Source organism: Microbacterium pollutisoli (assembly GCF_053586795.1).
In genome coordinates, this window is sequence record NZ_JBNYWT010000005.1 from 264,168 (window position 1) to 277,326 (window position 13,159).

General features: G+C 71.8%; 13 protein-coding genes. 3 read left to right on the plus strand and 10 right to left on the minus strand.

From position 1 onward, the window contains the following. Positions 1-75: 75 nt before the first annotated feature. The 6 genes from ACQ143_RS12810 to ACQ143_RS12835 form a co-directional block, all read right to left on the minus strand. On the minus strand, positions 76-1,200 hold the full coding sequence (locus ACQ143_RS12810; RefSeq protein WP_449571086.1) for a glycosyltransferase: 1,125 nt from the start codon (positions 1,198-1,200) through the stop codon (positions 76-78). A 19-nt stretch (positions 1,201-1,219) separates the two neighbouring features. Further along, on the minus strand, positions 1,220-2,617 hold the full coding sequence (locus tag ACQ143_RS12815) for an LCP family protein (RefSeq protein WP_449571087.1): 1,398 nt from the start codon (positions 2,615-2,617) through the stop codon (positions 1,220-1,222). A 56-nt stretch (positions 2,618-2,673) separates the two neighbouring features. After that, entirely contained in the window at positions 2,674-3,141 is a 468-nt protein-coding gene (gene purE / locus ACQ143_RS12820; RefSeq protein WP_449571121.1) for a 5-(carboxyamino)imidazole ribonucleotide mutase, read from the minus strand. A gap of 134 nt (positions 3,142-3,275) precedes the next feature. Continuing rightward, positions 3,276-4,400 carry a 5-(carboxyamino)imidazole ribonucleotide synthase gene (locus tag ACQ143_RS12825; protein ID WP_449571088.1) on the minus strand — a complete coding sequence of 375 codons (1,125 nt, stop codon included), beginning with the start codon at positions 4,398-4,400 and terminating at the stop codon, positions 3,276-3,278. Between the two features lie 91 nt (positions 4,401-4,491). Continuing rightward, positions 4,492-5,046 (minus strand): PH domain-containing protein, encoded by a 555-nt coding sequence (locus ACQ143_RS12830; RefSeq protein WP_449571089.1) that lies wholly within the window; start codon positions 5,044-5,046, stop codon positions 4,492-4,494. A gap of 62 nt (positions 5,047-5,108) precedes the next feature. Continuing rightward, positions 5,109-5,891: a biotin--[acetyl-CoA-carboxylase] ligase gene (locus tag ACQ143_RS12835; protein WP_449571090.1), complete on the minus strand. Its 783-nt coding sequence runs from the start codon at positions 5,889-5,891 to the stop codon at positions 5,109-5,111. Positions 5,892-6,060: 169 nt separating this feature from the next. Here ACQ143_RS12835 and ACQ143_RS12840 point away from each other — a divergent pair, with 169 nt between their 5' ends. Further along, positions 6,061-7,632 carry an acyl-CoA carboxylase subunit beta gene (locus tag ACQ143_RS12840; RefSeq protein ID WP_449571122.1) on the plus strand — a complete coding sequence of 524 codons (1,572 nt, stop codon included), beginning with the start codon at positions 6,061-6,063 and terminating at the stop codon, positions 7,630-7,632. Beyond that, on the plus strand, positions 7,629-7,850 hold the full coding sequence (locus ACQ143_RS12845) for an acyl-CoA carboxylase subunit epsilon (RefSeq protein ID WP_449571091.1): 222 nt from the start codon (positions 7,629-7,631) through the stop codon (positions 7,848-7,850). Before ACQ143_RS12840 ends, ACQ143_RS12845 begins: the two co-directional genes overlap by 4 nt. Before the next feature lie 234 nt (positions 7,851-8,084). Here the strand turns inward: ACQ143_RS12845 and ACQ143_RS12850 are convergent, their stop codons facing one another. From ACQ143_RS12850 to ACQ143_RS12865, 4 genes are read right to left on the minus strand one after another with little or no spacing between them, the layout of a single operon-like run. Then, positions 8,085-9,161 (minus strand): hypothetical protein, encoded by a 1,077-nt coding sequence (locus ACQ143_RS12850; RefSeq protein ID WP_449571092.1) that lies wholly within the window; start codon positions 9,159-9,161, stop codon positions 8,085-8,087. Beyond that, on the minus strand, positions 9,158-10,396 hold the full coding sequence (locus ACQ143_RS12855) for an ATP-binding protein (RefSeq protein ID WP_449571093.1): 1,239 nt from the start codon (positions 10,394-10,396) through the stop codon (positions 9,158-9,160). Before ACQ143_RS12855 ends, ACQ143_RS12850 begins: the two co-directional genes overlap by 4 nt. Further along, positions 10,386-11,054, minus strand: coding sequence for a response regulator transcription factor (locus ACQ143_RS12860; protein WP_449571094.1), 669 nt, complete (start codon positions 11,052-11,054; stop codon positions 10,386-10,388). The genes ACQ143_RS12855 and ACQ143_RS12860 overlap by 11 nt, the downstream gene beginning before the upstream one ends. 5 nt (positions 11,055-11,059) lie before the next feature. Then, complete coding sequence (locus ACQ143_RS12865; RefSeq protein WP_449571095.1) at positions 11,060-12,421, minus strand: class I SAM-dependent RNA methyltransferase; 1,362 nt, start codon at positions 12,419-12,421, stop codon at positions 11,060-11,062. 31 nt (positions 12,422-12,452) lie between these two features. Between ACQ143_RS12865 and ACQ143_RS12870 the strand changes: the two genes are divergently transcribed. Continuing rightward, positions 12,453-13,109 (plus strand): Maf family protein, encoded by a 657-nt coding sequence (locus ACQ143_RS12870; RefSeq protein WP_449571096.1) that lies wholly within the window; start codon positions 12,453-12,455, stop codon positions 13,107-13,109. Positions 13,110-13,159: the final 50 nt, after the last annotated feature.

Genomic DNA, 13,159 nt, shown 5'->3' on the forward strand with positions numbered 1-13,159 from the left:
CGTTACCACTCGTGCACACAGATACCCTGAAGGACACGCCGTTCCTGGCCGGCTGCCAGCGGGGCATCGCTCCGCTCACAGGTCCGCGTGCAATTGCCAGACGCGCTCGGCGGCACCCGCCCAGGAGAACGCCCGCCCGCGGTCACCGGCCAGCACCGCCCATCGCTCGACAGCGGCTCCCGACCCCAGCACCTCCCCCACCGCGGCGGCGAGCGCAGCCGGGTCGTCGGGGTCGGCCAGCAGTCCGCCGTCGACGACCACTTCGCGGTGGACGTCGCTGCCGGCGGCGACCACCGGCACGCCGACCCGCATCGCCTCGATCAGCCGCCAGGGGAACCGGGTCGTGGTCGACGGTGCGATGAACACCAGGGCGCCGCCCAGCACCGCGCCGCGGTCGAAGGCGTCGAGCACGCCTCGCACGTGCAGGCGGCCCTCGCCGATCCCGGCATCCACCGCCTGCTGCACGATCGCCGGCTCGTCGCCGGCGGGAGCGTCGATCACCACGACGGGCAGATCGGTGCGATGTGCCGCGATCGCCGCGAAGGCGTCGGACAGGCGAGCGGATGCCGCCGCGGACCCGCTGAGCAGGATGCACCCTTCGGGGACGGTGAGTTCACGCCGTCGGCCGACCTCGTCGGACGGCACCCGGAAATCTTCGATCGGGGCGCCGGAGATGACCCGGATGCGGTCACCGAATCCCCCGAGTCCGCTCAGGCGTGCGGCAGCGGCGTGGGTCGGCACCACCACCGCGTCGGCGTGCTTGGCGGCGCGTTTGAGCATGGCGCGATGCCACGCGACGGCGCTGCGCGACATCTCGTCGGGGCGCTCCCACGCGTCGAGATCCCAGAGGGTCACGACCGTCTGATCGTGATCGTGGATGCGGTCATGCTTGATCAGGGGCGCCATCAGGGTGGGTGCGTGGATCAGGCCGCCCGCAGCGCCCGATGCCGCGCCGAGCTGCCATGCCGTCGCCAACTCGCGACGCGGCAGACGCAGTCGCGTGATGTCGGCGAGCCCCGGCACCGCCGTTTCCAGGGTGTCGGCGGCATCGGCTCCTGCGGCCGGCACGATCGCCTCCACCACGCAGCCCGACGGTGCGGTGGCCACCAGCGCCCGGCCGAGCTCACGCGACGCCGCCGCGAGATCCGCGTCGACGGGGCTCACCACCTGGTCGAGCACGACGCGCAGGGAGACGGTCATGCCCAGAGCCTAGCCATGCTCAGCCCGCCGGAGTGGGGCTCGGCGTCGGTGGGTGCAGCGCGGCATCCACCATCTGGTGGATGGCCTCGAAGTCCGGATTGTCGGGGTCGACGTCGTTCTCGAGGGTCAGCTCGATGGTGGCGACCTCGTGCTCCTTGGCCTTCAATGCGAGTTCGGCCAGGTACGGGATCATCGTGTCGGGGATGTCGGTGTTCACGACCTGGGCCCCCGCCTGGGCGATGCTCTGGAAGTTGGTGAGCACATTGGCCGGGGTGAACTGTGCGAGGATCGCCGTCTGCAGCTCGCGCTGACGCTTCATCCGGTCCCAGTCGCTCGTGGTGTACCGGGAACGGGCGTACCACTGCGCCGTCTCACCGTCCATCCGCTGGGTGCCCGTTTCGATCCACCCCGTGATGCCGGACAGCGACCCGTCCGGCTCCTCGTGCAGCGCACCGGTGGGAAGCCGCTCGTCGACGGTGATCTCCACGCCTCCCAGCGCGTCGATGAGCGCTGCGAAGCCGTCCATGTCGATGAAGACGAAGTACGGGATCTCGATGCCCAGAACCCCTTCGGCCGCGTCACGCGTGGCTTCGATGCCGGGCGTGGATCCGATCGAGGCGGCATCCGGATACAGCGCGTCGCCGTCGAGACACAGCCCCACCTCGGTGTTGAGCTGGTTGATCTTGTTGTCCCAGCCGCACGTGGGGTGGGCGCGGCCCTCGTGCCCGTCGGGGTAGCGATCCTGCATCGGCCCCTCCGAGAACGGCACGTCGCGCATGTCCCGGGGGATGCCGGTGATCGTCATCGCGCCGGTATCGGCGTTGACCGAGACGACCGAGATGCTGTCGAACAGCATGTGGTCGCGGCCCTTGGCACTGTCGGCGCCGAGCAGCAGGAAGTTGTAATAGCCCTCGGAGGGCGGAACCGAGGGTCCGCCGCCGAAGACGGACCCGATCGTCTCACGCGTCGTGGCGACGTAGCCGGATGCCGCCAGCGCCACGCCGGAGGGGATGAGCGTCACGATCGCGGCGAGCACGGCGACGCCGATGCGGGTGGCGGGCCGCAGAGCGACGAGGTGGGCCAGCCGCAGCGTGTCGATCGCGAGCACGACCCACAGCAGTGCGTAGCCGATCAGCAGGATCTGTGCCACCAGCAGCGCGACCCCGTTGGTCGCGACGGCCACCAGAGCCGGGCGCCACGCCAGCCCCAGCAGCAGCCCGACGATCAGCAGCGCCCACATCGCGAGGGTGGCCACGAGGCCGACCCGGCCGAGTCTGCGGCTGCCGGCGAGCACCTGCGCGGCGCCGGGGATCAGGAAGCCGGAAAGGACCAGCCACCAGGCCCGCCGTCCCATGACGTCGGTGTCGCGCACGTCCGGGTGTCGCAGCGGGCGGGCGTCGACCAGCGAGTGCGTCACGCGCGCGGGGGTCCGAGGTCCGGACGCAGGGGCGGGGCGGGGCGGGCTCGACACGCTCACAGCGCGTCCTTCAGCCGCCGGTTCTTCTCCTCGACCTGCGCCTCGAGCGTGCGGGCATACTCTTCGATGGCATCGCCGTATCGCGGGTCGGCGGCACCGAGGATCCGCGTGGCGAGCAGACCGGCGTTCTTCGCGCCGTTGATGGAGACGGTCGCGACCGGGATGCCCGCGGGCATCTGCACGATGCTCAGCAGGGAGTCGAGTCCGTCGAGGGTCGCCAGCTGCACGGGCACACCGACCACCGGCAGGGCCGTGACGGAAGCGAGCATGCCCGGCAGGTGCGCCGCTCCGCCGGCGCCGGCGATGATGACCTGGAGGCCGCGACCGCGCGCCTCACGCCCGTAGCGCAGCAGCTTGTCGGGGGTGCGGTGGGCCGAGACGACCTCGACCTCGTGCGGGATCCTCAGGTCGGTCAGGGCCTGTGACGCGTCGCTCATGACACGCCAGTCCGAGTCGGATCCCATGACGACGCCCACCAGCGGGGTCTCGGACGAGTGCAGCGGGCGATTCACCCGACCAGGCTACGGCGCGCACCTGCGAACTGCCCGCAACCACACGCCCCGCCTCCGCGACCGCCCCTGCCCGCGGCTTCGGCCGTTCAGGAGAACTGCGCGGCGGCGGCGCGGGCTTCGTACGCCACGGCGTCCAGGTCGTCGCCGGTGGCGTTGACGTGGCCGACCTTGCGGCCGGGGCGGGGCGCCTTGCCGTAGGTGTGCACCTTGACGGCCGGATGAGCGGCCAGCGCGCCGGGCACCCGGTCTTCGAGCGTGCCGTCGACGGGGCCGCCGAGGATGTTCACCATCACCGCCCAGGGCTGACGCGGGGAGGGGTCGCCGAGCGGGAGGTCCAGCACGGCACGCAGATGCTGCTCGAACTGGCCCGTCACGGCGCCGTCCTGGCTCCAGTGCCCGCTGTTGTGCGGGCGCATCGCCAGTTCGTTGACGAGCAGCCGCTCGTCGACCGTCTCGAACAGTTCGACGGCGAGCATCCCGGTGACCCCCAGGCCCTCGGCGATCGTCGCGCCGATGCGGGCCGCGACCTCCGCCAGGCGATCGGAGGCGTGGGGTGCGGGGGCCAGCACTTCGGCGCACACGCCGTCACGCTGCACGGTCTCGACGACCGGGTAGCCGACCAGCTCGCCCGAGGGCCGGCGGGCGACCTGCTGCGCGAGCTCGCGCGTGAACGCGACGAGCTCCTCGACCAGCAGCTGCTCCCCCGGTGCGAGCCGGTCGATCCAGTCCGCCGCCTCTGCGGCATCCGACACCACGCGCACGCCCTTGCCGTCGTATCCGCCGCGCGGCGTCTTGACCACAGCGCGACCGCCGTGCGCATCGAGGAACGCCTGCAGTTCAGACCCGTCGGAGAACGCGGCCCAGTCCGGCTGCGGCATGCCCAGCTCGTCCAGCCGCGCGCGCATCTGCAGCTTGTCCTGGGCGAATCGCAGCGCATCCGGCCCGGGGTGCACCGCGACACCGGCGTCCACCAGGGCCCGCAGCACCTCCTGCGGCACATGCTCATGGTCGAAGGTCACGACATCGACGTCCGCGGCGAACGCGGCGACCGTGTCGCGGTCACGGTAGTCGCCGACCGCGGTCGCGGCCAGCTGCGCCGACATGCCGTCCTGCTCGGCGAGCACCCGCACGTCGATGCCGAGTTCGACCGCCGGCGCGATCATCATGCGCGCCAGCTGCCCGCCGCCGACGATTCCGACCCGCAGTGCCATGGTGCTCCCTTTCGTCCCGTCCATCTTCGCGTACGGACACCCCCGGTGACGCACGTCGGTCGGGCCGGCCGCTGGATGCCGCGGGTCCGCCTCAGCGATCGCCGTCGACGAGCGGGATGCTGTGCGAGTCGCGGTGCGCGAGGATCTGACTCACCTCGACCTGATCGGCGAGCACCTCGTGCACGAGACGCACGGCGGGGATGTTCACCATGCGCAGCGGCTCGTCGACCCCGTTGGAGAGGATGAGGGTCCCCGATCCGAGGAGGCGCTGCAGCGGACCGCGCCGCTCATTGATCGTGTACCCGCGAGCATGCAGGATCTCGCTGCGCCGTCGGCCGATCAGACCCCGCTGCTCGACGACGCGGCGGGTGGTGATCGTGTACGTGTGGGCGAGCCAGCGCAGATACGGCAGGACGGCCAGCAGCAGGACGAGCACGCCCGCCGCGCACCACAGCATCCAGTCCTCCCACGGAGCCGGAAGGTTGCCGGTGAAGTAGCCCACGGCTCCGGCGACCGCGATGAGCACGAGCGCCGACCACAGCAGGCGGCGCGCATGCGCCCGGAGCCGCGCGATGCGGAGCTCGGGCGTCGCCGCACCCGGAGCCGGCGCGAACGGCCTGCCGTGGTATGCGGTGGGCTGGGTCACACCCCCATTGTGGCGGGGCGCATCGGCGTCGCGCTCGGCGGCACGCCGCAGGCGACGTGGACTCAGCGCACGTGCACGACGTCGCCGGCGGCGACGACGGTCTCGACCCCGCGGGAGGAGACGATCAGCCGCCCTTCGGCGTCGAGCCGTTCCGCCCGCCCGTCGAGCAGGGTGCCGTCGGGCAGATGCACCTGTACCGGCGACCCGATAGTCGCGCACAGCTGCTCGATACGACGGCGCAGCGCCGTGCTGTCGCCGCCGGCCACCGCCAGCTCCGCGATGTCGTCTCGCAGAACGGTGAGGAAGTCGGCCAGCAGCCGGTCCTCGTCCGCGGTGTGGCCGCCGGCCGCGAACGACGTCGCGGTCGGAACCGGCAGGTCGGCGGCGCGCATGGTCGTGTTGACGCCGGCACCGACGACGACCGCCTGCGGGTCGCCCGGCATGACCTCGGCGAGGATGCCGGCGATCTTCAGTCCGCCGACGAGCACATCGTTCGGCCACTTCAGCCGCACGTCGGCCTGCGGCAGCTGCGCCGCGATCGCCCGGGTCATCGCGGCGCCGGCGATCAGCGGTATCCAGCCCCGCGCGGCGGTGGGCACCGCCGCGACCCGCAGCAGCACCGACACCGCGAGGGCCGAACCCGGCGGGGTCGTCCAGGTGCGGTCCAGTCGGCCACGCCCGGCGCGCTGGTCCCGCGTGAGCACCACCGACAGGTGCGGATGACCGTCGGGATCATCGGCCGCGTCACGCAGCAGCTTCGCGTTGGTCGAGTCGACCGTCTCGATCAAGTGCAGGCGCGGGGTGACCGCAGCCGCCTGCGGGTATCCGTCAGCGGGAAGCGTCATGCACGTCACCCTACGCGGCGGGCCGCCGGCCGGCATCCACCCTGTCCACACGCGGGCCCCACGCGACCGGTCAGGAATCGCACAGTGGGTGCGATGTTCCGTTGTGCCTGTCCGCCAACTCATCCCTGCGCCGCCTCGCTAGTGTGGAACGGTGACCGATCAGCCCGACATGTCCACGACCGCCGGCAAGATCGCCGACCTCCGAGCCCGTTACGACGAAGCGGTCGTGGCTGCCGAGGCGGCATCACGCGAGAAGCAGCATGCGAAAGGCAAGCTCACCGCCCGCGAGCGCATCGAGCTGCTCGTCGACCCGGGCTCGTTCACCGAGCTCGACGAGTATGTGCGCCACCGCACGACCGCGTTCGGCATGGACCGTGCCCGCCCCTACGGCGACTCGGTCGTCACCGGCACGGCGACCATCCATGGCCGCACGGTCGCCGTGTACGCACAGGACTTCACCACCTTCGGCGGGTCGCTGGGCGAGGTCGCGGGCGAGAAGATCATCAAGGTGATGGAGTTCGCCCTGCGCGCCGGGTGTCCGATCATCGGCATCCTCGACTCGGGCGGTGCGCGCATCCAGGAGGGCGTGGTGGCCCTCGGCAAGTACGGCGAGATCTTCCGCCTGAACACGCAGGCGTCCGGGGTGATCCCGCAGATCTCGATCATCATGGGCCCCGCCGCCGGCGGCGCCGTGTACTCCCCCGCACTCACGGACTTCGTGATCATGGTCGACAAGACCAGCCAGATGTTCGTGACCGGGCCCGACGTCATCAAGACCGTCACCGGCGAAGACGTCGGCATGGAGGAGCTCGGCGGCGCGTTCACGCACAACAGCCGCTCCGGCGTCGCGCACTACCTGGCCGAGGACGAGGACGACGCACTGGACTACGCGCGCTCGCTGCTGAGCTACCTGCCCGACAACAACCTGTCGGAGGTCCCCAGCTACGAGAACGAGTTCGAGTGGGAGACCACCGACAGCGACCGCGTGCTGAACACGGTCATCCCCGACTCCCCCAACCAGCCCTACGACGTCCACACCGTGATCGGGCATCTGATGGACGACGGCGACTTCCTCGAGGTGCAGCCGCTGTTCGCCCCCAACATCGTCATCGGGTTCGGCCGCGTCGAGGGGCGCACCGTGGGCGTCATCGCCAACCAGCCGTCGCAGATGGCCGGCACTCTCAACATCGATGCGGGCGAGAAGGCGAGCCGGTTCGTCCGTTTCTGCGATGCGTTCTCGATTCCGATCGTCACGCTCGTCGACGTTCCCGGCTACCTTCCGGGCACCGACCAGGAGTGGACCGGGGTCATCCGCCGCGGCGCGAAGCTCCTGTACGCCTACGCGGAGGCCACGGTGCCGCTGGTGACCGTCATCCTGCGCAAGGCCTACGGCGGCGCATACATCGTCATGGGCTCCAAGCAGCTGGGCGCCGACATCAACCTCGCCTGGCCGACCGCCGAGATCGCCGTCATGGGCGGCCAGGGCGCGGTGAACATCCTCTACCGGGGGGAGATCCGCAAGGCCGAGGAGAACGGTGAGGATGTCGCAGCCGTGCGCGCCCGCCTGGCGAGCGAGTACACGTACAACGTCGCCTCACCGTTCCTGGCTGCTGAACGCGGCGAGCTGGACGGCATCATCGAGCCGGCACAGACCCGCGTCGCCGTCGCCAAGGCGCTGCGCGCCCTGCGCGGCAAGCGGGCCAGCCTGCCGCAGAAGAAGCACGGTAACATCCCGCTATGAATCGGGAGGACACGCCCGCCACCGCGGGACTGCCGCTACGGGTGCGCCGCGGCGACCCGACGCCCGAAGAGCTCGCAGCCGTCATCGCCGTGGTCACCGAGGCGTACGAGACCGAGGCCGAATCAGCCGTGGTCGAGGAAGAGCCGGCGATGAGCGCCTGGCAGATCTCGGCCCGGTCGCTGCGCGAGCCGCTGCGCCGCGAACTCGGCTGGCGTTGATGAGACCTTTCTCATAGGGATTCCCTGTTTGTCCCCCAAAGTACCTACAGACAGGCTGGGAGACCCTGTCGCAGAATGGAACTGCTGGAACGCTTCTGCGTTCGGTTGACTGTTCTGACAGTCGACCTGCGAGCCGGTTTTCGGGTAACCGCTCGCTGGGCGAGGGGCGGGCGGCTTCGCCGCCCCTCGCCTTCCTCTCTTCTGAGACCTGGGTCTCTCCGGGTCGTCGGGCCTTCAGGCCACGGGCGGTTCGTCGTCCGCGGCGCCGGGGCGGCGGATCTCGTGCCACAGGTCGACCTGCTCGTCCGCTGAAGGGTCGTCCGCACGTCGTGACCGGCCCACCACGGTGACGGCGATCTGCGGATGGGAGGAGGTCCGGATGTACAACCGCTCGGAGGACGCCTCTTCCAGCGCCGCTGCGAGTTGGGCGCGGACCGTCTCCATCGCCTCGTCGTCGATACCGTCGAGGCCGCCCTCGTCCAGCACGGTGACCACCGCTCCGCGGCGCCGCGCGGCTTCGAGCTGACCGCGCACCGCGTCGTCGAGCAGCCGTCGTCCGCGCAGGTCGTCGCGCAGCCGGCCCTCGGCCAGCCGGGCGGTCTCGCGCTCGTCGTCGTCGAGCGCGCCGCCGCTCTCGACCGTGCGCACGAGCACCGGACCGGCGACGGCCAGCGCGCGCTGCACTTGGGTGCGGCGCTCACGACGCCGGCCGTCCTGCGCGGCCAGCCACTCGCCGGCGGCACGCTGCAGCTCGGTCAGGTCGGCGGTGTCGCGGGCAGCGCGCTCGACCAGGCGGCTGATGATCTGGGCGACCCCGACCCACACCACCGCACCGACCACGCCGAGGGCGAGCGCGTCGCTGAGACCGATCCACACGATCGCTTCGATCGAGAGCACCGCGACCCCGACCCACGCGGTCCAGGTTCGGCGGCGCACCATCACGATGGTCATCAGCGCGCTGATGCCACCGAGACTCCACGTCGCGTACGATTCCAGCCGCGCCTCAGGGCCCGCGGCGAACCACGTCGCGGCCGGGACGATCAGCGCGTTCGCGACCGCGAGCACCGCGGCCCACGCCGGCAGCAGTGACCGGCGCCCGAGCCCGGCGGTGAGCGCCGATGCCGAGTCGGCCTGCCAGACGCCCGTGTTCCAGAAGATGCACAGCCAGGTCGTCGCGAGGAACAGCGCGAGGGCCGCGATGAGGATGATCGGGTAGCGCGGGGGCAGTGTCCACAGCAGGCCGCCCACCGCCAGGTACGCCGTGAACGCGACGGCGAGGCCCGACAGCACCGAGCGGACGGACAGGTTCATCGCGGCTGCTCCCACGAGATGGTGACCACGGTGCCGCCGGCGCCGCTGTCGATCGTCGTGTGCCCGGCCACCGCCGCGACGCGCGCCACGATCGAGGCGCGGATGCCGAGGCGGTCGACGGGGACCGCGTCGGGGTCGAAACCGTCGCCGGTGTCCGAGACCACGAGTTCGATGCCGTCGGGGCGTCCGCACAGCCGCACGGCCAGTCCCGCCGCGCCCGCGTGCTGCACCGCGTTGGCGACGGCCTGGGTCGCCGCGAGTGCGAGCGCGCGGGCCACCCGACCGGGAACGCCGGGTGCATCGTCGTCGATCTCGCGGACGACATCGAGCGTCACCCCGAAATCGGCCGCCGCGGCAACGATCTCATCGGCGATGGATGCCGGCGGCACCGGGGCGTCCGGCCCCTCTTCGACATCGCGATCGGCGTTGGCGAGCCGGGTGAGCGCTTCCCGTGCCATCGACGCCGCGAGCGCCTGCTCGCGCGCGGTCTCCGCGCGTTCGGCTGCGATAAGGGCGGCCAGCACGCTGTCGTGCATGAGCGCGGCCACCGCGACCCGCTCCTCCTCCGCCGCGGCCGCGGCGGCCGCCTCGGCATAGGAAGCCACGGCCTGCGCCCGGGTGCGATCGATGCCCACGGCGACCGATCGCAGCATCCATCCCAGTGTCAGCACCACGCCGGCGAGGATCAAAGCGAACACCACGTCCAGCACGACCAGCACGATCTGGTCGCTGCGGAAGTCGATCTGGTACAGCCGGACCGCGCCGTACAGCAGCGGCACCAGCAGCGCCCACAGCACTTGCAGGGGGATGCGGAAGGCGAGCACGGCCGCGGTGGTCGCGATGTTCAGCAGGTACCAGATCCACGGCTCCTCGCTGACCTCGGCGGCGATGCCCGCCGTGGCGGCGGGCCAGGCCAGCAGGACGAGCACGAACGCGACAGCGAACGCGCCGCTGGCGGCGCGGGCGAGCACACCGACGATGCAGCCGAGGATCATGATCGCCAGCGGGAGGAACGCGATCAGCATCAAGGCGAGATGCCACTGCGCGTGCTCCTGCACCGACCCGAGCGCGTTGAGGAACGACTGGACACCGACGACCGTGCTGCCGAAGGCCACGGAGATGCGGGCGATGCGTTCGACCCGCCGCTGCGTGAACGCCTCGGCGCCACCGGTCAGATCGCCGAGGGCACGACGGAGCGCGGGGTCTGCCGGCAGCCCGATCGCGTCAGCTGTCACCGGCGCCGTCCGCGTGGCCCTCGGCGACGAGACCGTCCTCCATCGCACGCCGCAGCAGATCGACCTTCGTGGGCGCGGGTCGCCCCACCTCGACGTACTTCACGCGCACCCGCGTGATGTTCTCCTTCGCCGTCGAATAGGCGATCCCCAGTCGGTCGGCGACGGCCTTGAGCGGCAGTCCGGCCGCGTACAGCCGCAGCACGTCCCGTTCCCGCGCCGACAGCTGGGCATCGGCGAAGGCGCGGTCCCCGTCCACGGCGCTGGCCCATTCCACGTTGTCGAGCGGCTCGCCGCGCGCGACGGTGCGGATCGCGTCGATCACCTCGTCGATGCGCGACGACTTGCTGATGACGCCGGCGGCCCCCGCCGCGAGCGCCTCCCGCACGGCGGCGGGCCGGTCGGCGACACTGTGGATGATCACCGGCGAACCGTCGCGCACCAGCCGGGTGACGTTCTCGGTCACTGTCGTCCCGTCGCCGAGCGTCAGGTCGAGCACGACCACGTCCGCCGGCGGCGACGCGGAGAACGCCCGCCAGTCGAGGTATGCGCGCACGGTGCTGCCGGAGAACACGACCTGTTTGGTGGTCGTGCGCGCGCAGGCGGCTTCCAGGCCGAGCCGCACCGACTCGTGATCGTCGATCAGGGCCACCCGTGTCATGCCGATCAGCCTATCGACGCGGCACCCTCCCGCGTCAGGACGGTGACGGCCTCCACGTGGTGCGAGTGCGGGAACAGATCGATCGCGCGCACGGTGTCGGCGGCGTAGCCGTGTGCGGCGAAGGTCTTCAGGTCGCGGGCGAGCGCGACCGGGTCGCACGCGACATAGACGACCCTGCCGGGGGCCAGCCCTGCGATGCGCTCGACGACGTCGCGACCGGCGCCGGCGCGGGGCGGGTCGAGGACGACGGTCCCGCGTGCCAGCTGGGCGCGCTGGGCCGGGGATGCCGTGGCCCGGAGCCGGTCGAGCCACCGGTCGACCCGACCGGTCTCCGCGCGCGCACCGACCCAGTCGGCGAGGTTCTCCCCGGCGTGCTCGGTGGCGCGGGAGTCGGACTCGACGGTCGTGATCCGCGTGGCGGATCCGCCCCGGGTGGCCACGGCCGCGGCGAGCAGGCCCACCCCGCCGTAGAGGTCGAGGTGCCAGCCGTCCGGGTCGAGCGCGCCGACAGCGTCGCCGACGACGTCGCTGAGGGTCGTCGCCGCCAGACGGTGCACCTGCCAGAAACCGCCGGCATCCACCCGGAAGGCCCTCCCGGCCACCGATTCGAGGACGACGTCGGTGGCGGCGGGGTCGACGCCCCCTCCCCCGCGGCGCGGCGCGGGACGGGCGGCCACGCCCTTCGACCGCCGTGCGCGGACGGGAGGGGCACGATGTGACTCCTCACGCCGGACGATCGTCCGGACGCGGCCGTCGGCGGGCTGCACGAGATCGACACGGCCCGGGCCGGTGACGCGCGTGTCCCGGGCCGCGGCAGCGATCGCCGCGGTCGCGAGGGGCAGGTCGTCCACCTCGATGACGCGGTGGCTGCGGGCGGCATAGGGCCCGACGCGGCCGTCGTCGTCGACGTGGAGACTCACGCGCGTGCGCCAGCGGGTGCCGTCCGCCGACTCCGTCGCGATCGTGGTGCCATCGGCGGCGCGGGCGGGGTGGGCGACCTCGATGGTGACCGGGAGGTCGAGGCCGCCGATGCGCGTGAGCGCGTCGCGCACGACGCGCAGCTTCAGCTCCCGCTGGTGCTCGAGGGCGATGTGCCCGAAGTCGGCACCGCCGGGCCGTTGCTCGGGCGGTGTCGACACGTCGGCCGGTGCCCACACGTGCGCGCGTCGGTGCGCGGAGGCGTCGAGCACCTCGAGCACGTCGCCGCGCCAGAAGGACGCCTTGTGGGTGTCGGTGAGCCGTGCCCGCACCCGTTCCCCCGGGATCGCGTCCGGCACGAACACGACGCGCCCCTCGTGGCGCGCGACGAAGACGCCGCCGTGGGCGACATCGGTCACGTCCAGGTCGATGAGATCTCCGGCATCCATCCCCCGACTCTCGCACAGGTAGCGTGGGGGAATGCGCGTGTGCCTGGCCTCCACCTCTCCCGCTCGCCTCATGCTGCTGCGTCAGGCCGGCATCGAACCGGTCACCCGGGCGCCGCAGGTCGACGAGGACGCCGTCATCGCGGCCGTGACCGCACATGAGGGCCGGGAGCTGTCGCCGCAGGAGCACGTGCTCCTTCTCGCGCGGCGCAAGGCCGCGGACGTGGCGGCGTCGCTCACCGCGAACGAGCCGGGCTTCGACGGCATCGTCATCGGCGGCGACTCGATGTTCGAGATCGGCGACGAGGTGCTGGGAAAGCCGTATCGGCCCGAGGTCGCCGTCGCCCGGTGGCGTGCCATGCGGGGCCGCACCGGCATCCTGCACTCCGGGCACAGCGTCTTCCGCATCGCGCCGGGCGCCGAACCGGTCGAGGCCCATGCCGTCGCGGAAGCATCGGTGACCTTCGCTGCGGATGTCTCCGACGCCGAGATCGCCGCCTACGTCGCCTCGGGCGAGCCGCTGCAGGTGGCGGGGGCCTTCACCGTGGACAGCCTCGGCGGCGCGTTCATCGAGCGGGTGGAGGGCGACCCCTCGACCGTGGTGGGCATGTCGCTGTCGACGCTGCGGCGCCTCGTCGGCGAACTCGGCGTGGTCTGGACCGACCTATGGGTCCGCCCCGAAGCGTCGTAGACTCCCCCAACGATTCCGGCATGATCTTGTGCGAGTGATCCAAAGAACCA

Coding starts and splice junctions, on each gene's coding strand:
- ACQ143_RS12810 (WP_449571086.1), bottom strand. CDS start 1,200: ATGACCGTCTCCCTGCGCGTCGTGCTCGACCAGGTGGTGAGCCCCGTC.
- purE (WP_449571121.1), bottom strand. CDS start 3,141: ATGGGATCCGACTCGGACTGGCGTGTCATGAGCGACGCGTCACAGGCC.
- ACQ143_RS12825 (WP_449571088.1), bottom strand. CDS start 4,400: ATGGCACTGCGGGTCGGAATCGTCGGCGGCGGGCAGCTGGCGCGCATG.
- ACQ143_RS12835 (WP_449571090.1), bottom strand. CDS start 5,891: ATGACGCTTCCCGCTGACGGATACCCGCAGGCGGCTGCGGTCACCCCG.
- ACQ143_RS12840 (WP_449571122.1), top strand. CDS start 6,061: ATGTCCACGACCGCCGGCAAGATCGCCGACCTCCGAGCCCGTTACGAC.
- ACQ143_RS12845 (WP_449571091.1), top strand. CDS start 7,629: ATGAATCGGGAGGACACGCCCGCCACCGCGGGACTGCCGCTACGGGTG.
- ACQ143_RS12850 (WP_449571092.1), bottom strand. CDS start 9,161: ATGAACCTGTCCGTCCGCTCGGTGCTGTCGGGCCTCGCCGTCGCGTTC.
- ACQ143_RS12860 (WP_449571094.1), bottom strand. CDS start 11,054: ATGACACGGGTGGCCCTGATCGACGATCACGAGTCGGTGCGGCTCGGC.
- ACQ143_RS12865 (WP_449571095.1), bottom strand. CDS start 12,421: ATGGATGCCGGAGATCTCATCGACCTGGACGTGACCGATGTCGCCCAC.
- ACQ143_RS12870 (WP_449571096.1), top strand. CDS start 12,453: ATGCGCGTGTGCCTGGCCTCCACCTCTCCCGCTCGCCTCATGCTGCTG.